Origin of the sequence: Lysobacter sp. cf310, from assembly GCF_900114355.1 — a bacterium.
Taxonomy (GTDB): domain Bacteria; phylum Pseudomonadota; class Gammaproteobacteria; order Xanthomonadales; family Xanthomonadaceae; genus Lysobacter.
This window is the reverse complement of sequence record NZ_FOSS01000002.1, coordinates 474,288-498,291: the sequence shown is the minus strand read 5'-3', so window position 1 is coordinate 498,291 and position 24,004 is coordinate 474,288. Positions and strand designations below refer to the sequence as shown.

Here is a 24,004-nt window from a genome sequence, read left to right as displayed (position 1 = left end):
GCACGCACACGGCCGATTGGCCGCAAACGCTGCCCTGCGTGTCCGTTTATGCCCGGAATCCGGTCACGGAACCGGGGCGCGGGCGCTTGCGGTTCTTGCGCCGCAGCATGGCGCTGCGGCGCTTCGGGCCTTATTCGCCCGGCGCCGCCGCTTCGCTGGCCGCGTTGGAGGCCGCGCGCCGCGCCAGCACCGCCTCGCGGTGGGCGATGTAGGCGTTGGAGGCCAGGATGATGCTGGCGCCGATCACGGTCCAGCGGTCGATGGATTCGCCGAACCACAGCCAGCCGGCCACCGCGACCAGCGGCAGCTGCATGAAGCTGATCGGGGTCAGCGCCGAGACTTCGCCGAGTTTGAGCGCGTGCGTCCACAGCACCTGGCCGCCGGTGCCGAGCACGCCGGCGGCGATCACCCACACCCACATCGCGCCCTGCGGCCATTCCCACACGAACAGCGCGGGCAGCAGCGACATCGGTACCCAGAACAGATAGGTGTACAGCACGATGGTATTGGCCGAATCCACGCGCGACAGCTGCTTGATCTGGATCGCGACCACGCCGCTGAGCACCGCCGCGAGCAGGGCGATCAGGGTGCCGGCGGTGAAGTCGGCCGAGCCCGGGCGCACGATCACCAGCACGCCGACGAAGCCCAGCGCGACCGCGGCCCAGCGTCGCGCGCGCACCTGCTCGCCCAGGAACAGCACCGCGGCGATGGTCACGAACAACGGGGTGGAATACGACAGCGAAATCGCCTGCGCCAGCGGCAGGTGGCCGATCGCCCAGAACCCGGCCAGCATCGAGCAGATGCCGATCGCGCAACGCACAAAGTAGCGCGGCAGCTGCTTGGTGCGCAGGGCGGCGCGGTTGGCGCCGGCCAGCAGCGGCAGCACCGCGAGCAGGCCGAAGAAGTTGCGGAAGAACGCGATCTCGAAGGTGTGCAGCTCGGCCGAGGCGATCCGGATCACGATCGCCATCGCGCCGAAGCACAGCGTGCTGGCCAGCATGTAGGCCGCCGCGCGCATCGGTTGCGAGAGCGGGGCGCTCACCAGCGTGCGCCGATCAGGCGCGGCTCGGGTTCGATCGCGACGCCGAAGCGGGCCTGCACCGAATCGGCGATGCGGCGCGCGAGGGCTAGCAGTTGCAGGCCGCTGGCCTGGCCGTGATTGACCAGCACCAGCGCATGCGAGGCGGCCACGCCGGCGTCGCCGTCGCGATGGCCCTTCCAGCCGCAGGCGTCGATCAGCCAGCCCGCCGACAGCTTGCGGCTGTCCTCGTCGGCGCCGCGGAACACCGGCAGCGCGGCGTGTTCGGCCGACAACGCCTCGGCCTGCGCGCGCGGCACGATCGGATTCTTGAAGAAGCTGCCGGCGTTGCCGAGCACGGCCGGATCGGGCAGCTTGCGGCGCCGGATCGCGATCACCGCCTCGGCGACCGCGCGCGGCGTCGGCGCGTCCACGCCCATGGCCGCGAGTTCCTCGCCCAGACCGGCGTAGTCCAGCTTGAGCGCGGGCGTGCGCGGCAGCGCGAACTCGACGGCGGTGACCAGGTAGCGATCGGGCGCGTGCTTGAACAGGCTGTCGCGATAGGCGAAACGGCAGGCGGCGGCGTCGAAGCGGTGCAGGGTGGCGGTGGCCGGTTCATAGGCCTCGACCGCGTGCACGAAGTCGCGCACCTCCACGCCGTAGGCGCCGATGTTCTGGATCGGTGCGGCGCCGACCGTGCCCGGGATCAGGGCCAGGTTCTCTAGGCCGGCGTAACCGGCTTCCAGCGAGTGCATCACGAAGCCATGCCAGGGCACGCCGGCGTCGGCGCGCAGGATCGCGCCGTCGCCATCGGGCCGCTCGCCCAGCACCTGCACGCGCTCGCCGGTCAGGGCCAGCACCGGGCCCTCGGGATCGCCGGCGAACAGCAGGTTGCTGCCGCCGCCCAGGATCAGGGCGATGCCATCGCGCAGCTCGGGCAGGCGCAGGGCTTCGTCCAGGCGCGCGGCGTCGGCGACCTCGGCCAGCACCGGCGCGGTCGCGGCCACGCCGAAGGTGTTGCGTCGGATCAGCGCGGCCTCGCGCAGGAGGCGGACGGCGTCGCTCATGCCGGCGGGACGTTGCCGCGGCTCGGGGCTTCCTTGCGGCGACGCATCGCTTCCACGCATTCGTTGACCAGCGCCGGGCCGCGATAGACCAGGCCGGTGTAGCACTGCACCAGGGCCGCGCCGGCGGCCATCTTGGTCACCGCGTCGGCGCCGGAAAGGATGCCGCCCACGCCGATCATCGGAATCGATTCGGGCAGGCGCGTGCGCAGCATGCGCAGCACCGTGGTCGACTGGCCCATCAGCGGACGCCCGGACAGGCCGCCCACCTCGCCCGCACGCGCCGCGCCTTCGATGGCGATGCGCGAGACGGTGGTGTTGGTGGCGATCACGCCGTCCACCTGCAGTTCGCTGAGCACGCGCGCGGCGGCCTCGATGTCGTGATCGGACAGGTCGGGCGCGATCTTGACCAGCATCGGCACGCGCTTGCCGTGCAGGCCGGCGTACTTCTCCTGCGCCTCGCGCAGGGTGCCGATCAGGCGGCGCAGGGATTGCTCTTCCTGCAGCTCGCGCAGGCCGGCGGTGTTGGGCGAGGAGATGTTGACCGTGATGTAGTCGGCCAGCGGATAGACCCGCTCCAGACACAGCAGGTAATCGTCCTCGGCCGACTCGTTCGGAGTGTCCTTGTTCTTGCCGATGTTGATGCCGAGCAGGCCGTGGCGGCGCTGTGCGCGCTCGACATTGCGGACCAGGGCATCGACGCCCTCGTTGTTGAAGCCCAGGCGGTTGATCACCGCCTCGTGCTCGGGCAGGCGGAACATGCGCGGCTTGGGATTGCCTTCCTGCGGCCGCGGCGTGACCGTGCCGATCTCGACGAAGCCGAAGCCCAGCGCGAGCAGGGCATCGATGTGCGCGCCGTTCTTGTCCAGACCGGCGGCCAGGCCGACCGGATTGGGGAAGGTCAGGCCGAAGGCCTTGGTCGGAAACGGCTTGGGCCGGGTAGTCAGCAGCGGGTTGAGGCCGGTGCGATAAGCCGTTTCCAGCGCCGTGAGGCCAAGGCCATGCGCTCGTTCGGCATCCAGTCCGAAGAGAAAGGGGCGGGCGAGGCTGTACACGGGATCGCAGGCGTCCGCTGTAGAACGAACGCGCATTATCGCCTATGCGGCGCTCATCAGGCGAGCGCGGATCGTCCGGCGGGCCGCGGGCACGGCCCGAGGCGGCTCATCCCACCACGCCGCAGCACAGGAAAAACACCAGGAAACCCAAGGCCAACAGCAGGCTCAACAGCACCGGATAGCCCAGCCACAGGGCGGCTGCGGCCAGGCCGCCGCCGCCGGGCGGTTCCTGGCCTCGGCGGATCGCGGCGCGCGCCTTATGCCCGCAGATCACCGCCAGCAGGGCAACGAACTGCGCCGGCAGCACACGTCCCAGGTGCTCGTCGAGTTGGGCGGTGGCGAACCAGGCCCAGACCGCCAGGGCCCAGGCCAGCACGCCCAGGGCCACGCCGACCAAGGGCCAGGCGCCTACGTTTTCGAGTTCGGGACCGTTCACGGCGCGATCCTTTGCGAGGCCGGGCGCAGCCACGATAGCGGCCGGGGCGGCGTCGCGACAGCTCGCTCAGCCCGCGACCCGGCCGCTGCGCAGGGCCCGCGCCCAATCGGCGCGGCCGTTGCGCAGCGCCAATGCGGCCGCGGCGTCGTGGTCGTAGTCGACCGCGATCAGCTCGGGCTGCCAGCGCCCGCTGGCGTCGTCGACGATGGCGTAGCGGGCGCGCGGATCGCCGACCTCCATGTCGTGCGGGCTGGGATGCTCGCTGTGATAGGCCTGCAAGCCGACGCTGCCGGGATTGAGCAGCAGGCGGCCGTCGTCCAGGCGTATCGCGCGCGGGATATGGGTATGGCCGCACAGGATCAGCGCATGCGCGATCTCGCCCGCGCGTTGCCGCGCTTCGTCCGGGTTCGCCGCGCGCGGCACGCCGTCGTCCAGGTGTTCGAGGAAGTATTCGAGATCGTCGCGCGGCGTGCCGTGGCAGAGATAGACGGACTCGCTCAAGGCCAGCGTCGCCGGTAGCGAGGCGATCCAGGCCAGTTGGTCGGGGCGCAACCGGTCGCGCGCGTAGGCGTCGGACTCGCCCATGCGTTCGCGCGCGGTGTCCAGCAGCTGGCGCTCGTGGTTGCCGCGGATGGTGGGCAGATCCAGGCCGATCAGCAGGTCGGCGGTGGCCACCGGTTGCAGCGGGCCGGACAGGATGTCACCGAGATTGACGGTGAGGTCGCAGGCGCGCGCGCGGATGTCGGCGAGGACGGCGGTGAGCGCATCCAGGTTGCCGTGGATATCGGAGACTACGGCGATGCGCATCGCGGGCTCCCGCAGCGGGTCCGCCTGAGCGGACCCGCCTGGTCTTGCGGTTGCGACCTCAGAGGTCGAACTTGATGCCCTGCGCCAGCGGCAATGCGTCGGAGTAGTTGATGGTGTTGGTCTGGCGGCGCATGTAGGCGCGCCACGCGTCCGAACCCGACTCGCGACCGCCGCCGGTTTCCTTCTCGCCGCCGAACGCGCCGCCGATCTCGGCGCCGGAGGTGCCGATGTTGACGTTGGCGATGCCGCAATCCGAACCGGCCGCCGACAGGAAGGCCTCGGCCGCCTTGAGGTTGGCGGTGAAGATCGACGAGGACAGGCCCTGCGGCACGTCGTTCTGCAGCGCGATCGCCTCGTCCAGGGTCTTGAACTTCATCACGTACAGGATCGGCGCGAAGGTTTCGGTCTGCACGACTTCGGCGTCGTTGCTCAGGCCGGTGACGATGGTCGGCAGCACGAAGTTGCCCTTGCGCTCGATCGCCGCGCCGCCGGTCTCGACCTTGCCGCCGCTGGCCTTGGCCTTCTCGACCGCGTCCAGGTAGGCCTGCACCGCGTCGCGGCTGTTGAGCGGGCCCATCAGGTTGGCCGGGTCGGTCGGATCGCCGATCTTCTTCTCGACCTGCTTGTAGGCCGCGACCAGCTTGGTCAGCACGTCATCGAAGATGGACTCGTGCACGAACAGGCGGCGCGTGGTGGTGCAGCGCTGGCCGGCGGTGCCGACCGCGCCGAACGCGATGGCCGGGATCGCCAGCTTCAGGTCGGCGCTGGCGTCGACGATGATGGCGTTGTTGCCGCCCAGCTCCAGCAGCGAACGGCCCATGCGGCGGGCGACACGCTCGCCGACGTGGCGGCCGACCTTGGTCGAACCGGTGAAGCTGATCAGGCCGATGCGCTTGTCGTCGACGAAGTTCGACGCCAGCTCGGTGCCGGCGTCGTTGAACAGGAAGAAGATGTCGGGGAAGCCGCCGGCGCGCAGCGCTTCGTTGCAGATCTTCATCGAGGCCACCGCCGACAGCGGGGTCTTGGGCGAGGGCTTCCAGATCGTGATGTCGCCGCAGATCGCCGCGATGAACGAATTCCAGGCCCACACCGCGACCGGGAAATTGAAGGCCGAGATCACGCCGACCAGGCCCAGCGGATGCCACTGCTCGTACATGCGGTGGCCGGGACGCTCGGAGTGCATGGTCAGGCCGTAGAGCTGGCGCGACAGGCCGACGGCGAAGTCGCCGATGTCGATCATTTCCTGCACTTCGCCGTCGCCTTCCGGCTTGGACTTGCCCATTTCCAGCGCGACCAGCGAACCCAGCGCGTCCTTGTGCTTGCGCAGCGCGTCGGCGCACAGGCGGATGGCTTCGCCGCGGCGCGGGGCCGGGGTGGTGCGCCACACCGCGAACGCGGCCTGGGCGCGCTCGACGATGGTGTCGTAATCGCTCTGCGAGGACGCCTGCACGCGCGCCAGCACTTCGCCGTCGGTGGGGTTGATCGATTCCAGCACGCCCGCGTCGCGCGTCGCGGCCCATTCGCCGTGGCCGAGATAGGTGCCGGATTCCAGGTCTTTCAGGCCGAGTGCGGTAAGAACAGCGTGCGTCATTGCAAGAACTCCAGAATCAGGTAGGTAAGCTTTTTGAAAAGTCCGCACACGGAATGTGCGGCGCCTGCGCACAAAAATTGCGCTCTATTTGCTGCGATCCACATGGCGACCCCGACACGATTCGAACGTGTGACCTTCCCCTTAGGAGGGGGATGCTCTATCCAGCTGAGCTACGGGGCCTTGCAATGAAATCAATCGCTTGCGTGATCTGATGCGCCCGCAATGCGGACCGGCTAGGGCGAGCGAGGCCGGCGTATCGATCCGCCAATTGTACTCGGCCCGTTGCGCGCGCCGCCATGTCGGCGCCGCGCATTCGTGGCCGGAAGCCTCACCGAACGCTCACATTTGCCTGGAATCGCCTGATTACTCTGGGCAAGACCGGTGCTCGGGCGTCGTCTCGAACCAAATCCTGCCCCGGCGCCGGTCGCGTCATCGCCGCATTTCCGACATGGATTAAGGAGTTCGTCTATGCGATTCGATCCCCGTACCCACCGCAGGATGCAACAGGCCGGTGTCGCGGCCGCCTTGCTGTTCGGCGCCGGTACCGCCTTCGCCCAATCCGATGCGATGGTCTACGAAGCGGCGATCGCCGAAGCCGCGCGCCTATGCCCGGGGCATTCCAAGGAACGCACCACGCCCGGCGTGCGTGCGGTTCCGGTGGGCGCCTTGCGGGTGCTGGCCCAGCGCAGCTACACCCTGTGTCCGGATCGTCGCCTCGACGCCGCCACTCCCGCGGTCTGGTACGGCGCGGCGGGCGTGTTCGCTTGGAACCCCGACGCCAAGGGCGCGGCCAAGCTGATCGCGGCCAAGATCGATGCGATGACGCGCAAGGAGGAGTTCCCGGCGCAAACCCTGGTCTGGAAGGCCGACGGCAGCCCGGCCACCGGCGTGACCGTGCCCATGTTCGAACGTCGGCCGCGCCCGGCGGGCGGCTCGTACTGATCTGCCAGCGGGCCGCGAGCGCGGCCCGGTAGGCCGCGGCCGGCGCCGGCCGGTCCAACGCCCCGGCGGTGAGCCTCTGCCGGGGCCCGGTCGCCGCCTCCGGCGGTGGCCGGTCGCGGCCAGCCCCGCCGTTGAGTACCTCAACTGCGCCGTTAGGCGGGAGCCGGGACACGAGGGCGGGGGAAGTCGCCCGGGGGCGTACCAGGAAGGGGACTGCCACGCCGCGCCTACGGCAGCGCAGCGAGGGTTGGCGCGAAGACGCTGAATCCCAGGGGTTTTGCGGCATTCGCGTGAGCGGGACGGGGGCGTATGCGGCCCTCATGCCGGGGTGCGGCCACGCCGTCCGCCCGGCCGGGTCCGGCCGGCTACCTGATCCTGGGGATTGCCCCTGAGCACACGACGTGCAATCGTTGCGTGGGGAAATTGTGCGCATTGTCACACACCAAAGTGTGCCGTGATCACACACATTTTGCGGACGCATCGATGCGATCCGTACCAGGGGGCCGTAATGAATCGTTGTCTAGGCAAGGCGAGATACGCCGGTGTGCCGGTGTCCGTGTGCGCTGCTCCGCTGACGCGGATGGCGCGCAAATCCATGACCTTCTTGAGCGCGGTGCTGCTGACGGGCCTGGCCCTGGTCGGCACGGCGCAGGCGCAAACCTGCGCGGTCGGGGAGACCCCCGCAGCGTTCGGCTTCACCGGCGGCGAGCAAACCGTCACCGTGCCGGCCGGCGTGCATTCGCTGACCGTCTACCTCAGCGGTGCCCAGGGCGCCGCCGGACGTAGCGGCGCCGGCAGCATCGGCGGCAGCCCGAACTCGCCGGGCGGCACCGGCGGCCTGGGCGGACGCGTGCGCGGCACCCTGGCGGTCACGCCGGGCGCGACGCTGTCGATCTGGGTCGGCGGGCAGGGCTCGCAGGCGGTCAACCCCGGCGGCATCGGCCAGGGCATCGACGGCATCGGCGGCGGCGCCACCGATCTGCGCGTGGGCGGCAACGGCGTCGGCAACCGCGTCGGCATCGCCGGCGGCGGCGGTGGCGGCGGCAATGCGGGCTGGAGCACGTCCAATGTGATCGCCGGCGGCGCCGGCGGCGTGGGCGGCGGCGGTGTCGGCGGCGCGGGCGCGGACGTGCCCGGCGGCCCCGGCCCCTACGGCGGCGGCGGCGGTGCGGTCGGCACCGGCGGTGCGGGCGGTGGCGGCTGCGGCGGCTTTCCGGCCACCGCGGGCAACGCGGCCAACGGCGACGGCGGCGATTCCTTCAATTTCTCCGGTTCCTTCAGCGGCGCCGGCTATGGCGGCGGCGGTGGCGGTGGCGCCACGGTCGGCGCGGGCGGCGGCGGTGCCGGCGTCGGCACCACGGCCTGCCAGCAGAACTGGAACGGCGGCGGCGGCGGCGGCGCGGGCGGCAGCTCGGGCGCGACCGGCCTGACCGCGGTCACCATCAACAACGGCGTGCAGGCCGGCAACGGCGCGGCGCTGGTGTGTTTCGCGCCGACCCAGTTCGCGGTCGGCGGCCCGGCCAGCGGCCAGACCGGCGCGGTCACCCTGCAGCTCAACGCGACCAATCCGGTCAGCACGCAGCAGGTGGTGGTGGCGCAGGCCGCCAACAGCTATGTCTTCCCGACCCGTTTGCCGGTCGGCGCGAACTGGAACATCAGCGTGCTTTCGTCGCCGGCGGGGCAGTTGTGCAGCGTCACTCCGGCCAGCGGCAACGCGATCGCCGCGGACGTGACCAACGCGGCGCTGGTCTGCACCACGGTGACCACGACGGTCGCGCCGGCGACCTTGCCCAATCCGGTGTACAACGTCGCGTACTCGCAAACCATCACCGCCAGCAGCGCCAACGGCGGCACGGCGCCTTACACGTTCTCGTTGAGCGCCGGCGCCTTGCCTGCGGGACTCAGTCTGAGCGCGGCGGGCGCGCTGTCCGGTACGCCGACCGCGGCGGGCACCTACAACTTCACGGTCCAGGCCACGTCCAGCAACGGTTTCAGCGGCACCCGCGCCTACAGCCTGACGGTGGCCACGGTCGCGCAGGCGATCACGGCGTTCGCCGCCAACCCGGCCGCGCCGACGTATACGCCGGGCGGCACCTTCACGGTTTCGGCCAGCGGCGGCGCGTCCGGCAATCCGATCGTATTCGCCAGCACCACGCCGGCGGTGTGCACCATCGCCGGCAGCACGGTGACGATGCAGAGCGCGGGCAACTGCGTGCTGACCGCCAATCAGGCCGGCAACGCCAACTACAGCGCGGCGCCGCAGGCTACTTTGAACGTGAGCATCGCGGCCGCGACGCAGACGATCACCGGCTTCGCCGCCAACCCGGCGACGCCGGTGTACGCCCCGGGCGGCAGCTTCACGCTCTCGGCCAGCGGTGGCGCGTCCGGCAACCCGGTCGTGTTCGCCAGCACCACGCCGGCGGTGTGCACCGTCGCGGGCAGCACGGTGACGATGCAGAGCGCGGGCAACTGCGCGCTGACCGCCGACCAGGCCGGCAACGTCAACTACAGCGCCGCGCCGCAAGTCGCGTTGAACGTGAACATCTCGGCTGCGACGCAGACGATCACCAACTTCGCCGCCAACCCGGCCGCGCCGACGTATGCGCCGGGCGGCACGTTCACGGTCTCCGCCAGCGGCGGCCCGTCGACCAGTCCGGTGGTGTTCGCCAGCACCACGCCGGCGGTGTGCACGGTCAGCGGCAGCACGGTCAACATGCTCGGCGGCGGTACCTGCTCGCTCACCGCCAATCAGGCCGGCGACGCCAACTACAGCGCCGCGCCGCAGGTCGGCTTGAACGTGACGATCGCCGCGGCGACCCAGGCCATCACCGGTTTCGCCGCCAATCCGGCCGCGCCGGTGTACGCGCCCAACGGCACGTTCGCGCTCTCCGCCAACGGCGGCGGCTCGGGCAATCCGGTGGTGTTCGCCAGCACCACGCCTGCGGTCTGCACCGTCGCCGGCGGCACCGCGACCATGGTGGCCGCGGGCACCTGTTCGCTCACCGCCGACCAGGCCGGCAACGCCAGCTATAGCGCCGCGCCGCAGGTCAGTTTGAACGTGACGATCGCGGCGGCCCCGCAAGCGATCACCAACTTCAACGCCAACCCGGCCGCGCCGACCTATGCGCCCAACGGTACCTTCTCGGTCTCCGCCAGCGGCGGCGCCTCGGGCAATCCGGTGGTGTTCGCCAGCACCACGCCGGCGGTGTGCAGCGTCGCCGGCAGCGTGGTGACCATGTTGGCCGCGGGCAACTGCACGCTGACCGCCAACCAGGCCGGCAACGCGAGCTACACCGCCGCCGCGCAAGTCACGCGCACCGTCACCATCGGCGCGGCCACGCCGGTGCTGAGCTGGATCGGCAACGTGGTCAAGACCGTGGGCGAGCCCGCGTTCGACCTGCCCAATCCGACCAGCAGCAACCCCAGCGGCGCCTTCACCTTCACCAGCAGCAACACCGCGGTGGCGACGGTGAGCGGACGCCAGGTGACCATCGTCGGTCCCGGCACGGCCACCCTGGTCGCCACCCAGGCGGCGACGGCGAACTACGTGCAGGCCTCGGTCAGCACCGGTCTGTCGGTCACCGCGCGTCCCGATCCGACCCGCGATCCGGGCGTGGTCGGTCTGCTGCAGGCCCAGGTCGACACCAGCGTGCGCTTCGCGATGGCGCAGCAGTCCAACATCCGCGATCGCCTGCGTCAGCTGCGCCACGGCAGCGGCAACCGTTCCAGCAACGGCCTGAGCCTGAACGTGGCCAGCGGCCGCAACAACAGCCTGACCTTGCCGGCCGCGCAGCTGGTGTCCGACGACGCCCTGCGCCTGCCACCGGGTTGGGGCGTGTGGACCGCGGGTACGGTCACGGCCGGCGACCGCGAAGGCCGCAGCGGCAGCGAGGGCTACAACTTCCGCAGCGACGGCATCACGGTCGGCGCCGACTGGCGCATCAACGAACAGTTCCTGTTCGGTGTGGCCGGCGGTTTCGCCTGGAACGACACCGATCTGACCCGTTCGAGCTCGCGCCTGGATGCCGATCAGCGTTCGCTGTCGGTGTACGGCCTGTGGCGCCACGGCGAGCACCTGTTCGTCGACGGCACCCTGGGTTGGGGCCGTCTGGGCTTCGACATCAAGCGCTGGAGCGATCCGGCCGGCGCGACCGCCACCGCCGAACGCGACGGCAGCCAGTCCTTCGGTGCCCTGACGGTCGGTTACGAGCGCACCGGCGATCGCATGACCCTGACCAGCTATGGTCGCTTCGACGCCAGCCGCACGCGTCTGGATGCGTATCGCGAGTTCGGCCTGGGCATCTACGACCTGGCCTACAGCTCGCAGACGGTGAAGAACAACGGATTGGCGGTGGGTCTGGAAGGCAGCTACCTGGTCCAGGGCGCGAAGAGCCTGTTCCGTCCGTACTGGATGCTCGAGTACCGCGATGCGATCAGCAACAGCAGCAACGTCGATCTGAACTACGTGGTGATGCCGGTCGCGAACGACTACACGCTCGGCCTGCGCAGCTACGGCAACAACGCGCTGATGTACGGCGGCGGCGTGGACATGGACATCGCCAGCGGTTGGAAGCTGTCGGTGCTGCTGCGTCGCGAGCACGCGTCGGGCCTGGACCCCAGCACCAGCTTCGGCCTGCTGCTGTCGTTCAACCCGCGCGCGCAACCGATGTCGGCGCTGGCGCCGGATCTGAGCGACGAGGCCCAGGCCACCGCCAAGACCGGCGACTGAGGCCGGCCACGGCCGGCGCCGCAGGGCGCCGGTCGGGAGCGGATCGTCATCGCTGCATGCAACGGGCCCGCTGGCGGATGCGCCATGCGGGCCCGCTGTTTTTTAGGCCGCCGATCAGACCACGACGGCCGGCGCGCCTTCGGGTCCGGCTTCCGCTTCGCGCTGCTGCAGCATCCACATCTGCGCGTACACGCCGCCGCGGCGCAGCAGTTCGCCGTGTTCGCCGCGCTCGACGATGCGGCCGGCGTCCATGACCAGGATCTGGTCGGCGTCCATCACCGTCGACAGCCGGTGCGCGATCACCAGGGTGGTGCGGCCCACGCTGATGCGGTCCAGTTCGGCCTGGATCGCGCGCTCGGATTTGGAGTCCAGCGCCGAGGTGGCTTCGTCGAAGATCAGGATCGAGGGGTTCTTGAGCAGGGCGCGCGCGATCGCCACGCGCTGCTTCTCGCCGCCGGACAGCTTCAGGCCGCGCTCGCCGACCGGGGTGTCGTAGCCGTCGGGCAGGGCGGCGATGAAGTCGTGGATGTGGGCGGCGCGCGCGGCCGCCTCGACTTCCGCGCGTTCGGCTTCGGGCCGGCCGTAGCGGATGTTGTAGTAGATGCTGTCGTTGAACAGCACCGTGTCCTGCGGCACGATCGCGATCGCGCCGCGCAGCGAGGACTGGGTCAGTTCGCGCAGGTCGTGGCCGTCGATGCTGATGCGGCCGCTGTCGACGTCGTAGAAACGGTACAGCAGGCGCGCCAGGGTCGACTTGCCCGAGCCCGAATGCCCGACCACCGCCACCGTGCCGCCGGAGGCGATCTCGAAATCGATGCCGCGCAGGATCTCGCGGCGCGGGTCGTAGCCGAAATGCACCTGCTCGAAGCGCACGCGCGGCCGGCTCGGCGCCAGCGCCACCGCGCCGGGCGCGTCGCGCACGTCGTGGCGCTCGTCCAGCAAGCCGAACAATCGCTCCATGTTGGTCAGCGACTGCTTCACCTCGCGGTACATCATGCCCAGCATGTTCAGCGGCGCCGACAGCTGCAGCAGGTAGGCGTTGACCAGCACCAGGTCGCCCACCGTGAGTTCGCCCGCGACCACGCCGCTCGCGGCCAGCCACATCATCGCGGTCACGCCGATGGCGACGATCGCGCTCTGGCCCAGGTTGAGGATGGCCAGGGTCTTGGTCGACTTGACCCGTGCGTTCTCCAGCGAGCGCAGGTTGTCGTCGTAGCGCGCGGCTTCGTGGGCCTCGTTGTTGAAGTATTTGACGGTCTCGTAGTTGAGCAGCGAATCCACCGCGCGTTCGTTGGCGCGGGTGTCGGCCTCGACCGCGGCGCGGTAGTAGCGGGTGCGCCATTCGGTGACCGCGAAGGTCCAGGCGCCGTAGGCGACCAAGGTGACCAGGGTCACGCAGGCGAAGCGCCAGTCGTAGGTCCACACCAGCACCGCGGTGACCAGGCTGACTTCCAGGATCACCGGCACGATCGAGTACAGGGTCCAGTCGAGCAGGTCGGTGATCGCGGTGCCGCCGCGTTCGACGTCGCGTGCGACGCCGCCGGTGCGGCGGCCGAGGTGGAACTTCAGGCTCAGCCCGTGCAGGTGGCGGAACACGCGCAGGGTCACTTCGCGCGAGGTCCGCGCCATCACCCGCGCGAACACGATCTGGCGCAGCTCGCCGAACAAGGTGGTGCCGACGCGCGCCGCGCCGTAGGCGACCAGCAGGCCGACCGGCAGCACCAGCAGGCTGGGGGCGACGTTCAAACCGTCGACGATGCGCTTGAGCACCATCGGCACGGCCAGGTTCAACAGCTTGGCGGCCAGCACCATGCCCAGCGCGAGCAGGATCCGGCCCAGATAGGGGCGCAGGTAGGGCAGCAGTTCGGCGACGACCGAATAGTCGCCGCGCGAGCCGGCGGCGCGTGCGACCGGCACGACCTCCGTGTCGACGGGGGCAGGGGTGTTCATGCAGGAACCGGAGGGGGAATGGCGAGGAGGATAGGACCTCAAGGCTGCTTGAGGTCAAGTCGCGACAGGCGCCGACGCGGCGTTCAGCGCAGGCGCAGGGCCCCGCGCAGCCGCGATTCGCGCGCCTCGCGCGCGGGCGCGACGCGCGGCGTGGACGGCAGCGGCGCCGACTTCGGCGTCGGTCTGGCCGCGCCGCTCAAGCCGGCCGGCGGATCGGCGGGCGGGATCAGCGGCTGCGAGCCGTTCATCGGCAGCGGCCCGAACACCTCGGGATTGAGCAGGCCGAAGGCGTCGCGGCAGTTCAGCAGCGGGTAGCTGCGGCCGCTGGCGGGGTCCTGGATGCGCGTGCTCGACAGAGTCATCGCCTCCATGCGCTGGGCCACGGTGCTGGCCGGCGCCGCCTGTTTCAGCGCCGTCGCGCAGGCGCAGGCCTGCGGCGCCGCTTGCGAGGTGCCGCCGAAGGTGGAGCTGCCGCCGTTCAGGCCGGCCGCGGTCACGAAGGCGCTGGCGCCGAACAGGTCGGTGGTGGCGCTGCGGTTGGCGAAGCAGGTCGGTTGCAGGGGCGCGGTCGAGGTTTCGCTGCAGCCCAGGTAGGTGATCGGGCCACCGGCGAAGTCCCAGGTCGCGCCGGTGGACACGGCGTTGCGCACGCAAGCCGGTGCGGCCATCGCGTTGAGGCTGCCCTGATTGCCGCTGGACACCGTGACCACCGCGCCCTGGGCGTTGAGGTTGCCGATCGCCACCGCCATCGCCTGGGTCCAGGCGGTGGCGCTGTCGCAGTCGCCGACGAACTGCGCATCGGTGCCCAGGCTGAGGTTCACCGCGTCGACGTCGGGATGGTTGGTCGCGACCCAGTCCAGCGCGGCGACGATGTCGGCGATGCAGCAGAAGCGGTTGTTGCGATCCAGCACCTTGACCGCGACCAGGCTGACCTGCGGCAGCGCGCCGCGCGGCGCGACCGTGCCGTTGCCGCCGATGATGCCGGCGACATTGCTGCCGTGGCCGTGATCGTCCTCGGCCGAGCCGGCGCCGCTCTGGGTGGCGCCGCCGTTGGGACAGCAGCCGCCGCCGACGCTGCAGAAGCAGGCCTGGCCGACGAGGCGGCCGGCGAAATCGGGATGATCGGTGTCGATGCCGGTGTCGATCACCGCGACCTTCATGCCGGCGCCGGAGTACCCCGCGCCCGCGACTTCGTGCAGGTTGTTGAGCACCAGCGCGTTGTCCGGCGCGATCGCGCCGCCGGAGCCGCCGACGTCCAGGTCGACCCGCGCCACGCGCGGATCGCGCGCGAGCGCGGCCAGGGTCGCGGCGTCGGCGCGCAGCGCGAAGCCGGGCACGCGCTGGTAGCGGCGCAGCACGCGGCCCTGCGCGCGTCGCGGCAGCGCGGCCAGCACCGCATCCACGTCCAGTCGGACCTGCGGATGCAGGCGCGCCGCGGACGCGTCGCGCGCGCCGGGCGCGGCGGCGGAGGTTTTCATCAGCACGAACACCGGCGCTTCGCCCTGCGCCTGCACGCGCGCCGTCGCCGCCGCCGCGACCTTGGGCGTCTGCGCCAGCGTCGGCCAGGCGATCAGGCACAACAGCACGAGGAGGCAAGAGCGAGAGAAGGGCATGGCGGCGTTCCGATACCGGGTACGGCAGCGGTCAGCGTACTGCTTTCCGGCGGCAAGACACGCGGCGGCGCAGCGAGCGCGCGCCGCGGTCGGGCTCAGGCCGCGGGCGCGAGCACCAACTGCGGCGGCAGGTCGGGGCGCTCCGCGCGCACCGCCTCCGCCCAGGCCCCATCGCTCGACGTTGCGGCGCGGCTAGCGCTCGCCCACCGCCCGCAGCGGCGCCATCGGCCCGAGTTCGTCGGCCATCGTGCGCAGGGTTTCGATCGCCAGGCGCCGGCTCTCGTCGGCCACGCGCACGCGGCGGCGGCGGCCGTCGCTGATCACCGCCAGCCAGCCCTGGTGTTCCAGTTGCGCCACGTATTGCGAGGCCAGCGACACGCTGCAGCCGAGCAGGCTGGACAGGTCGCCGATGCTGAGCCCCGGCGCGCTGGCGGCGTAGAACAGGATCTGGCCGCGCTTGGGATTGCCGAAGGCGTCGGTCAGGGCCGAGGCCAGGGTCGCGGTGCGTTCGGTCGCGGCGGCGGCGTGCGCGGTAATGCTGCGGCCGCGTCCGCCGCTGGGCGTCGAGGCGCTGTCGGGCAGGGCGTGCAGGGGCCAGGTGCCGGTCAGGTTCATCGCGGCAGCCACCGGCCGGCGAGGCTGCCCAGGCTGCGCGCCATCGAACGCCAGGAGCGCGCCGGGCCGATCACGCTGGGTTGCGGCAGCAGGGCGGCGAGCACGCGCTGGGCGTCGCGGCCTTCATCGACCGCACGCGCCAGCAGGCCGCGTTCGTAGTCGGCCAGCGCGGCCGCGATCGAGTCGCGGTGGCGCGACGAAGTCAGTGCCTGCGCGAGCTCCAGCGCGTCCTGCAGTTCGCCGCTCTTGCGGTCGTTCAGCAGCATCGGCGCCATGCGCGCGGACGCGCCCAACAGGGTCATCGCGCCGCGCTCGGCCCAGGCGCGATCGGGCGCGCTGGTCAGCAGGGCGCGCGCGGCGAAGCGCGGTTCGGCGGCGTCGATCAGGCGCAGGAACTTGGGATCCCAATGCGCGAGCTGCTGGCGCAGCAGGCCGCGCGCCTGCGCCGAATCGTTCCAGTCCACGCCGCGCAGCGACCAGTCGCGCGGCACCCGCAGGGCGATGCGCAGGTCCATGCCGCGCAGGCTGTTGCGCTGCGCGATCAGGGCCGCGTCGGCGTCGCGCACCGCCAGCCGGTCCTGATCCAGCCACAAGGCGATGCGCGGCACGCGCAGCTCCGGCAGCGGTACCTGCGCTTCGATCAGGGTCACGCCGGAATAGCGCAGGCCGCTGGGCGTCGCATACGGGCGCAGCAGCGAGCAGGCGCCGTCGGCGCCGATCACCAGGTCGGCGCTGCCGCGCGCACCGTTGGCGAAGTTCAGGCGCTGGCTGCCGTCGGGCGCGCCGGTCAAGGAGGTGAAGCGGCGGCCCCAGATCACGCTGCCGGGTTCGAGGCTGTTGAGCAGCAGATCGCGCAGCAGGCCGTATTCGATCCGCCACTGCGGCAGGGCGCGCGCGGGCAGGGCGCGGTCGCGCTGGCGCCGGCCCTGTGCGTCGACCAGGCGGGTGTAGGCGCGCTCGCGCTCGCAGCAGCGTTCGAACAGCGGCCCCAGTTCGGCCGCACGCAGGGCCTTGATCGCCGGCTCGCGGTCGATCGCCAGGCTACGCCGGTACCAGGCCGGGTCGCTGGCGCTGCGCGCCTCGTGGACTTCGACCTCGATGCCCTGGCGCTGCAGCAGTCGGGCCAGGCACAGGCCGCCCAGGCTGGCCCCGACCACCGCGACCTTGCGCCCGCGCAGCGGGTGGCGGGCTTGGGCGGCGGCGCGCGGCATGGCGCTGGGGGTGGGGAGGGGCGCGGCATCGGCCGGGACGGCGCGGCGCAGGGCGGGGGAGAGCTGCAACGTCGAAGAAGACATGCGCGGCATTCGGACCGTGGGGGCGGCGACCCCTCGAATCCTAGGCAGCGCGCGCGCCCGGGCGATTTCGGCTATCCATCGTTTTGTTTCACTGTGTTACAGAGCATGGGCCGCCCCCGGCCTTCGTTTAACCTGCGCCCCATGGGATCCGCCTACGCCAGCGCCGCACCGACCGTACTCGTCGTCGACGACGACGACACCATCCGTTCCATGCTCGCCCGCTTCCTCGGCGATCACGGCATGCGCGTGCTCGAGGCCGGCGACGGCATCGGCATGGCCGAGCGCATGGCTGCCGAGCCGGTCAGCGTGGTGCTGCTGGACGTGATGATGCCCGGCGACGACGGCTTCACCCTGTGCCGCAAGCTGCGCAGCAGCAGCCAGGTGCCGGTGATCCTGCTGACCGCCATGAACGGCGACACCGACCGCGTGGTCGGGCTGGAGCTGGGCGCGGACGACTACATCGCCAAGCCTTTCAACCCGCGCGAACTGCTCGCGCGCATCCGCGCCCTGCTGCGCCGCGCCGACGCCGACTGGCGCGGGGCCGCGCGCGGCGGCTCGGAGTACGCCTTCATGGGCTGGAAGCTCAATGCGCGCCACCGCAGCCTGGTCTCGCCGCAGGGCGCGCTCACCGACCTCACCAGCGGCGAGTTCGACCTGCTGCTGGCGTTCCTGGAGCACCCGCAGCGCGTGCTCTCGCGCGATCAGTTGATCGACCTGGTCAAGGGCCGCGTGCTCACGCCCTACGACCGCAGCATCGACGTCCAGATCAGCCGCCTGCGGCGCAAGATCGAGGACAGTCCGCAGCGCCCGAACCTGATCAAGACCGTGCGCAACGAGGGCTATATCTTCGCCGCCGACGTCAGCGTCGCCGGCGAGGCGCGCGCGCGGTGAGGCGGGACCGATGAAGGCGCGCCTGTCCTTGTCGCGGATGCGGCTGGCGCCGCGCATCGCGATCGTGGTGCTGTCGACCATGGCCATGACCCTGCTGATCGACATCGCGATCGGCATGGCCCTGCGTTCGGCCGGGCCGACCCTGGTCGACGAGCAATCGCTGGTGCAGCAGGCGCTGGACGTGCGCGCGATGATCGCCGCCTTGCCGCAGGCGCAGCGCGCGGCCGCGGCCGAGGAGGCCAGGCACCGGCGCAAGCTCGAGTTCGCCTTGCTGCCGCCCAGCGACGATCGCCATGGCCCGCCGCTGTCGGGCCTGATCGAAAGCATGCGCCGGCGCCTGGTCGAAAGCCCCGACACCAGCGGTGGCGCCTACGCGGTATCGATGAACGTGCTGCCCGACGAACACGGCCGCGGCGTGCGCCAGGTGACCGTGGTGGTGCCGCGTCAGGGCGCCGAGCGCGGCGAGATTCTGTCGGTGGCCGCGCGCCCGGCGGCCGGCATGGTCACCATCACCGCGCTGCCCAGCCCCGGCGTGGTCGCGTCGGCGCCGACCGTGCCGGCCGCCAACCAGGACGCCTCCGAATTCGCGCCCGCGCTGTTGACGAAGCAGAGCGCGGTCGCGCTGCCGCCGGCTACGCCCGCCCAGACCGAGCCGGCCTGGGCGCCGCCGACGCCCGAGACCCTGCCGCGCATGGCCGCCTTGCGCGACCCCGCCGGCGTGGCCTTGCCGCCGAACATCGCACTGCGCCGCGTCGACGCGCCGCCCGCGACTACGCTGATGGGGCGGATCGGCATGGTCCTGGGCCCGGTGGCGGGGCCGCCGTTCCTGGACGGTCTGCGCGCGGAAGAGGCGCTGCCGCGCATGTCGGTGGCGATCGAGCTGCCCGACGGCGGCTGGTTGCTGGCCAGCCCGGGCCGGCCGAGTCCGCGCTGGCTGCACCACCTGTTCAAGCTCAGCGGCATGGCCCTGCTGATCGTCGCGGTCGCCGGCTTATCGATGTGGACCGCGCGCAGCTTCCTGCAGCCGCTGACCAAGCTGTCGCAGGCCGCCGAGCGCCTCGGGCGCGAGCGCGAGCCGACGCCGATCGAAGGCATGACCATTCCCGAATACGCGACGATCGCGCACAAGTTCAACGAAATGCAGGTGCGGCTGAAGCGCTTCGTCGACGACCGCACCCAGCAGCTGGCGGCGATCTCGCACGATCTGCGCACGCCGCTCACGCGCATGCGCCTGTACGCCGAGTACGTGGACGACGGCCACCGCGAGCGCCTGCTGGCCGAAATCGCGCAGATGGAAACCATGATCTCCGGCTGCCTGGCCTTCGCCGGCGAGGATGCCAGCCTGGAGCCGCACCAGACCGTCGACCTGGCCTCGCTGCTGATCAGTCTGTGCGACGACGTCGCCGACGCCGGCGGCGACGCGCTCTACGACGGGCCCGATCATGCCTATCTGCCCTGTCAGCCGATCGCGATGCGGCGCGCGTTCGCCAATCTGATCGACAACGGCTGCCGTTACGGCGACCGCGTGCGGGTCTCGCTGCAGGAAACCGAGCAGGCTCTGCGCGTGACCGTGGTCGACGCAGGCCCCGGCATTCCGCCCGAGCAATACGAACACGCGTTCGCGCCGTTCCGGCGCCTGGGCGATGCCGGCGCGCGCCATGCCGGCGGTTCCGGCCTGGGGCTGTCGATCGCGCGCAGCGTTATCCGCGGACACGGCGGCGACATCGCGCTCGCGCCGGGCGTGCAGGGCGGTCTGCAAGTGCGCGTGGAACTGCCGCGGCCCAGCTGAACCTCGCGGCGCGGCGTCGGCCGCGATACCGAATGTTGCGGATCGTGTCTTCAGCGCGTTCGCAATCGCGCATGAACCTGTGCGCAATCCATACGCGACATGAACGCCGACGCGATCGTTCGAATCAATTCGAACCGTGCGCACGCGCGCATCGCAACACTCGGCGGCGTCGCAACACGATAGCGACGGTACGCGTGACGTAGCCGATCGGGCCGCGCGCGCGTTAACGAATTACGGGCCGGATCGCCCTTCCACCTCATCGCAGGCGCAACTCGCCCGCGCCGTCGGCGCGCGCGACGGGGCGTCCTGCGCCCGATGCCGCGCGATGCGGCCAGGCCGACAGGGGCAGCGACGATGCAAAGCGAATACCACCACTACGGCAGCCAGGAAGGCTGGGAAAGCATTGAGTCCGGGCAGATGATCGACAGCGATCAGGCGCCGTCCAACGACGGCTTCCAACTCTATCTGGTGCGGGATTTCGGTAGCGTGCGCGTGTCCGGCACCTCGCCCTCGTACTGGCTGCAGCTGCGCGGGCGCTCGCAAATCGAGAGCCGCGAGGGGCGCTTCGCGCTCGGCCGCAATCAGTGGATCGCGTTCGATCGCGACAGCGCGCCGCGCATCGACACCGAGCGCCGCGGCCTGGTCATCGGCTTCAGTTGCAAGCCCGCGCTGATGCGCGAGATCGAGCGCCACGCGCGCATCGACCTGATCCCCGGCGAAGGGCGCGTGGATGCCGTCCAGCGGCGCGCGCTGGTGCGGCTGTGGCGGCGCAGCGCCACCGCGTCCCCCGGCGCGGGGCTGGCGAATCAGCGCCTGGCCGCGTTCCGCATGCTGCTGGCCTACGTGCACGAGACCCAGCACGAGCTCGACGAACTGCTGGAGCGCTGCCCGGGGCGGCGCCGCGCGCGCCAACGCCAGGTGCTGGGACGCCTGCAGCGCGCGCGTTTGTACCTGCGCGGCAACGCGCATCGGGTGGTGCTGATGGACGAGTTGGCGCAACTCACCAGCTTCTCGACCTGGTGGATCTCCAAGACCTTCCACGCCGTGTACGGCATCACCGTGCAGTCCGCCTGCGTGAATCAGCGCGTGCAACAGGCCTGCGAGCTGCTGCGCGAAAGCCGCCTGTCGATCGGCGAAGTCAGTCACGCCTGCGGTTTCGATTCGCCGTGCAGTTTCGCGCGCACCTTCCGCGCGCGTATGGGCTGCACCGCCAGCGAATATCGCAGCCTGCAAGCCAGCGGCCAGAAATCCGCAAGTTCCGCGCCCGTATTGCGCACCCAGCTCGGACTCGCCGCGCCGTAGTTTGGCCTGCGTTTAACGCGTCGATAACAAGGCGCGAAACGCAACCACCACTACGAGGGGACTTGTCTAGATGAAGCAGTACGCCACCACCTCCGCCGCCCGTCGCGCGCGGCTGCCGCTGGAAATCGCCATCGCGCTCGCGGTCGTCGCGCCCGTCGCGCAGGCACAGGACGCGGCCGCCGCGCTCGACGAAAAGGCGCCGACCGAGATCGATCGCATCCAGGTCACCGGCTCGCGCATCAAGCGCGCCGACATCGAGACCTCGCAGCCGATCTTCACTCTGACCCGCGCCGAGATCGACAAGCAGGGCGTGACCTCGGTCGCCGATGTGCTGCAGCGCATCTCGACCAACGGCGCGGCGCTCAACACCACCTTCAACAACGGCGGCGACGGCTCGGCCGGCATCAGCCTGCGCAACCTCGGCAGCGGTCGCACCCTGGTGCTGGTCAACGGCCGCCGTTGGACCACCCAGCTCGACGGCACCGTCGACCTCAACACCATCCCGGCCTCGATCATCGAGCGTGTGGAAGTGCTGAAGGACGGCGCCTCGACGATCTACGGTTCCGACGCCATCGCCGGCGTGGTCAACATCATCACCCGCAGCAATTTCGAGGGCGCCGAGGCCGGCGCCTACATCGGCCAGTTCGGCCAGGGCGACGGCATGCGCCAGGCCTACGACTTCAGCCTGGGCGTGAGCAACGACCGCTCCTCGCTGCTGATCGGCGCGTCCTACGTGAAGGAAGAGGAGGTCATGGCGGGCGATCGCAAGATCTCCGCCGGCGGCCCGCCGTTCTTCGGCGGCCAGAGCAATACCGGCTTTCCGGGCTCGTTCGTCGATCCGCGCGACAACAAGCGCTACGTGCTGGGCAACAACAACAGCTTCGTCCCGTTCAGCTCCAACACGCACGGCTACAACACCGCGCCCGACAACTACCTGCTGACCCCGCAGGAGCGCAAGTCGCTGTTCGCGCAGGGCACCTTCGACATCGCCGACAACCTGACCTTCCGCGTCGAGACCCTGTACAACCAGCGCATCTCCGAGCAGTTGCTCGCGGCCATGCCGGTCACCGGCCTGACCCTGAGCAAGGACAGCATCTACAACCCGACCAAGGGCACTGCCGGCGCGCGCGACCTGATCAGCGTCAGCCGCCGCTTCCAGGAATCGGGCGGCCGTTCGTTCAACCAGGACGTCAAGAACTTCCACTTCTACGGCGGGCTGGAAGGCTATTTCAACTTCGGCGAGCGCACCTTCGACTGGGACGTGGGCTACCGCTACGACCGCAGCGACGAGAACACCATCACCTACGGCCTGTTCAACCTGGCCAACCTGCGCAACGCCTATGGCCCGTCCTTCGTCGACGGCGGCGGCGTGGCCCGCTGCGGCACGCCCACCGCGGTGATCGCCGGCTGCGTGCCGATCAATCCGCTCGGCGGCCTGGGCTCGATCAGCAAGGAAGCGCTGGACTACGTGTCCTTCACCGCCCACGACTCGCGCAAGGTCGAATCCAAGAGCTACACCGCCAACATCAGCGGCGAGCTGTTCGATCTGCCGGCCGGTCCTCTGGGCTTCGCCGCGGGCTACGAGCACCGCACCGAGAGCGGCCAGTTCGATCCGGACGCCTTCATCGCCGCCGGCCTGAGCACCGGCAACGGCAGCAAGCCGACCCGCGGCGATTACTCGCTGGACGATCTCTACGCCGAGTTCGCGGTGCCGGTGCTGGCCGACCTGCCGTTCGCCAAGATGCTGGATTTCTCGATCGCCACGCGCTATTCGGACTACAGCAACTTCGGCGACACCCTGAACAGCAAGTTCGGTTTCCGCTGGAAGCCGTTCGACGATCTGCTGATCCGCGGCAACTGGTCGGAAGGCTTCCGCGCGCCCAGCATCACCAACCTCTACGCCGGCGACTCCGACACCTTCGTCAGCTACGCCGATCCCTGCTCCAGCCATTCGGGCAAGCGCAGCGATCCGACCGTGGCCGCACGCTGCGCCGCCGACGGCGTGCCCGCCGGCTACACCCAGTCCGGTAGCGGCTCGTCGCGACAGACGGTGGAGCCGTTCACCAACAAGTCCAACCCGGATCTGCAGCCGGAGACCTCGGTCAGCAAGACCCTGGGCTTCGTCTACAGCCCGAGCTGGCTGCAGGGCTTCGACATCGCGGTGGACTGGTACCGGATCACCATCGAGAACGCGATCACGCGGCCTACCGCGCAGTTCGTGCTCGACAAGTGCTACTCCGGCACGCCCGGCGAGCGCGCGGTGTACTGCGCCCTGTTCAAGCGCGACAACGCCTATCCGGGCAACCCCGGCACCATCACCGACATGGATCTGCCGCTGCTGAACCTGGCCGAGTACGAGGTCGAGGGCTACGACGTCACCGTCAACTACCGTCTGCCGGAAACCGTCTACGGCAAGTTCTCGGTGACCTGGGACACCAGCTACACCGCCAACTGGGAGACCAAGACCACCAAGGACTCCAAGCCCGAGCAACGCCAGGGCCTGTACCTGCCGCAGGATCCGTACTGGCGCATCAAGTCCAACCTGTACCTGGATTGGAGCAAGGGCGACTTCGGCGCGACCTGGGGCATGCGTTACAAGTCGGGCATCGACGAGACCTGTCCGGCGGCGTTCAAGGCCTATTGCTCCAGCCCGCAGACGCTGGAGAACCACCTGGGCGCGGTCACGTACCACGACATCCAGTTCCGCTACAACACGCCCTGGAACGCGACCGTCTCGATCGGCGCCAACAACGTGTTCGAGAAGGACCCGCCGCTGGCCTTGACCGCGCCGTACAACCAGTTCGACCAGCAGTACGACGTGCCGGGCCGGTTCTACTACATGCAGTACCGTCAGCGCTTCTGAGTCGGTCGGGCGCAGGCCCGTACGGATCGCCGCGGCCGCCATGG

The 24,004-nt window shown here is 70.4% G+C and carries 16 protein-coding genes and 1 tRNA gene; 6 read left to right on the top strand and 11 right to left on the bottom strand.

Features of this window, described 5'->3' with window-relative positions; translation table 11 throughout:
* Window positions 1-130: 130 nt before the first annotated feature.
* The 7 genes from BMZ45_RS08855 to BMZ45_RS08825 form a co-directional block, all read right to left on the bottom strand.
* Complete coding sequence (locus BMZ45_RS08855) at window positions 131-1,018, bottom strand: DMT family transporter (protein WP_091635228.1); 888 nt, start codon at window positions 1,016-1,018, stop codon at window positions 131-133.
* A gap of 20 nt (window positions 1,019-1,038) precedes the next feature.
* Window positions 1,039-2,085, bottom strand: coding sequence for a UDP-N-acetylmuramate dehydrogenase (gene murB / locus BMZ45_RS08850; protein ID WP_091635226.1), 1,047 nt, complete (start codon window positions 2,083-2,085; stop codon window positions 1,039-1,041).
* Window positions 2,082-3,137 (bottom strand): quinone-dependent dihydroorotate dehydrogenase, encoded by a 1,056-nt coding sequence (locus BMZ45_RS08845; RefSeq protein ID WP_091635223.1) that lies wholly within the window; start codon window positions 3,135-3,137, stop codon window positions 2,082-2,084. The genes murB and BMZ45_RS08845 overlap by 4 nt, the downstream gene beginning before the upstream one ends.
* A gap of 106 nt (window positions 3,138-3,243) precedes the next feature.
* Window positions 3,244-3,573 (bottom strand): DUF4190 domain-containing protein, encoded by a 330-nt coding sequence (locus tag BMZ45_RS08840; protein ID WP_091635220.1) that lies wholly within the window; start codon window positions 3,571-3,573, stop codon window positions 3,244-3,246.
* 66 nt (window positions 3,574-3,639) lie between these two features.
* Window positions 3,640-4,380 carry a metallophosphoesterase family protein gene (locus tag BMZ45_RS08835; RefSeq protein ID WP_091635217.1) on the bottom strand — a complete coding sequence of 247 codons (741 nt, stop codon included), beginning with the start codon at window positions 4,378-4,380 and terminating at the stop codon, window positions 3,640-3,642.
* Between the two features lie 58 nt (window positions 4,381-4,438).
* A complete protein-coding gene (locus tag BMZ45_RS08830; protein ID WP_091635213.1) occupies window positions 4,439-5,971 on the bottom strand; it encodes an L-piperidine-6-carboxylate dehydrogenase in 1,533 nt (510 codons plus the stop codon).
* Window positions 5,972-6,074: 103 nt separating this feature from the next.
* A tRNA-Arg gene (locus tag BMZ45_RS08825) sits at window positions 6,075-6,151 on the bottom strand.
* A 387-nt stretch (window positions 6,152-6,538) separates the two neighbouring features.
* Between BMZ45_RS08825 and BMZ45_RS08820 the strand changes: the two genes are divergently transcribed.
* On the top strand, window positions 6,539-6,913 hold the full coding sequence (locus BMZ45_RS08820) for a hypothetical protein (RefSeq protein WP_254776607.1): 375 nt from the start codon (window positions 6,539-6,541) through the stop codon (window positions 6,911-6,913).
* A 595-nt stretch (window positions 6,914-7,508) separates the two neighbouring features.
* Window positions 7,509-11,642, top strand: a complete 4,134-nt coding sequence (locus tag BMZ45_RS08815) for an autotransporter domain-containing protein (RefSeq protein WP_091635209.1) — start codon at window positions 7,509-7,511, stop codon at window positions 11,640-11,642.
* A 114-nt stretch (window positions 11,643-11,756) separates the two neighbouring features.
* Here BMZ45_RS08815 and BMZ45_RS08810 read toward each other — a convergent pair whose 3' ends face one another.
* From BMZ45_RS08810 to BMZ45_RS08795, 4 genes are all read right to left on the bottom strand, one after another.
* A complete protein-coding gene (locus tag BMZ45_RS08810; protein ID WP_091635206.1) occupies window positions 11,757-13,592 on the bottom strand; it encodes an ABCB family ABC transporter ATP-binding protein/permease in 1,836 nt (611 codons plus the stop codon).
* Window positions 13,593-13,675: 83 nt separating this feature from the next.
* Window positions 13,676-15,205 carry a S8 family peptidase gene (locus BMZ45_RS08805; RefSeq protein ID WP_091635204.1) on the bottom strand — a complete coding sequence of 510 codons (1,530 nt, stop codon included), beginning with the start codon at window positions 15,203-15,205 and terminating at the stop codon, window positions 13,676-13,678.
* Window positions 15,206-15,397: 192 nt separating this feature from the next.
* On the bottom strand, window positions 15,398-15,820 hold the full coding sequence (locus tag BMZ45_RS08800; protein ID WP_139215445.1) for an ArsR/SmtB family transcription factor: 423 nt from the start codon (window positions 15,818-15,820) through the stop codon (window positions 15,398-15,400).
* Window positions 15,817-17,115 (bottom strand): FAD-dependent monooxygenase, encoded by a 1,299-nt coding sequence (locus BMZ45_RS08795; RefSeq protein WP_175489011.1) that lies wholly within the window; start codon window positions 17,113-17,115, stop codon window positions 15,817-15,819. The genes BMZ45_RS08800 and BMZ45_RS08795 overlap by 4 nt, the downstream gene beginning before the upstream one ends.
* A gap of 141 nt (window positions 17,116-17,256) precedes the next feature.
* On the opposite strand from BMZ45_RS08795, the gene BMZ45_RS08790 reads away from it, so the two are divergent.
* The 4 genes from BMZ45_RS08790 (at window position 17,257) to BMZ45_RS08775 (ending at window position 23,960) form a co-directional block, all read left to right on the top strand.
* Entirely contained in the window at window positions 17,257-18,006 is a 750-nt protein-coding gene (locus BMZ45_RS08790) for a response regulator (protein WP_091635196.1), read from the top strand.
* A gap of 10 nt (window positions 18,007-18,016) precedes the next feature.
* Window positions 18,017-19,795, top strand: coding sequence for an ATP-binding protein (locus BMZ45_RS08785; protein WP_091635194.1), 1,779 nt, complete (start codon window positions 18,017-18,019; stop codon window positions 19,793-19,795).
* Between the two features lie 354 nt (window positions 19,796-20,149).
* Window positions 20,150-21,097, top strand: coding sequence for a helix-turn-helix domain-containing protein (locus BMZ45_RS08780; protein WP_175489010.1), 948 nt, complete (start codon window positions 20,150-20,152; stop codon window positions 21,095-21,097).
* Between the two features lie 70 nt (window positions 21,098-21,167).
* Window positions 21,168-23,960, top strand: a complete 2,793-nt coding sequence (locus BMZ45_RS08775) for a TonB-dependent receptor (protein WP_091635189.1) — start codon at window positions 21,168-21,170, stop codon at window positions 23,958-23,960.
* Window positions 23,961-24,004 lie beyond the last annotated feature (44 nt).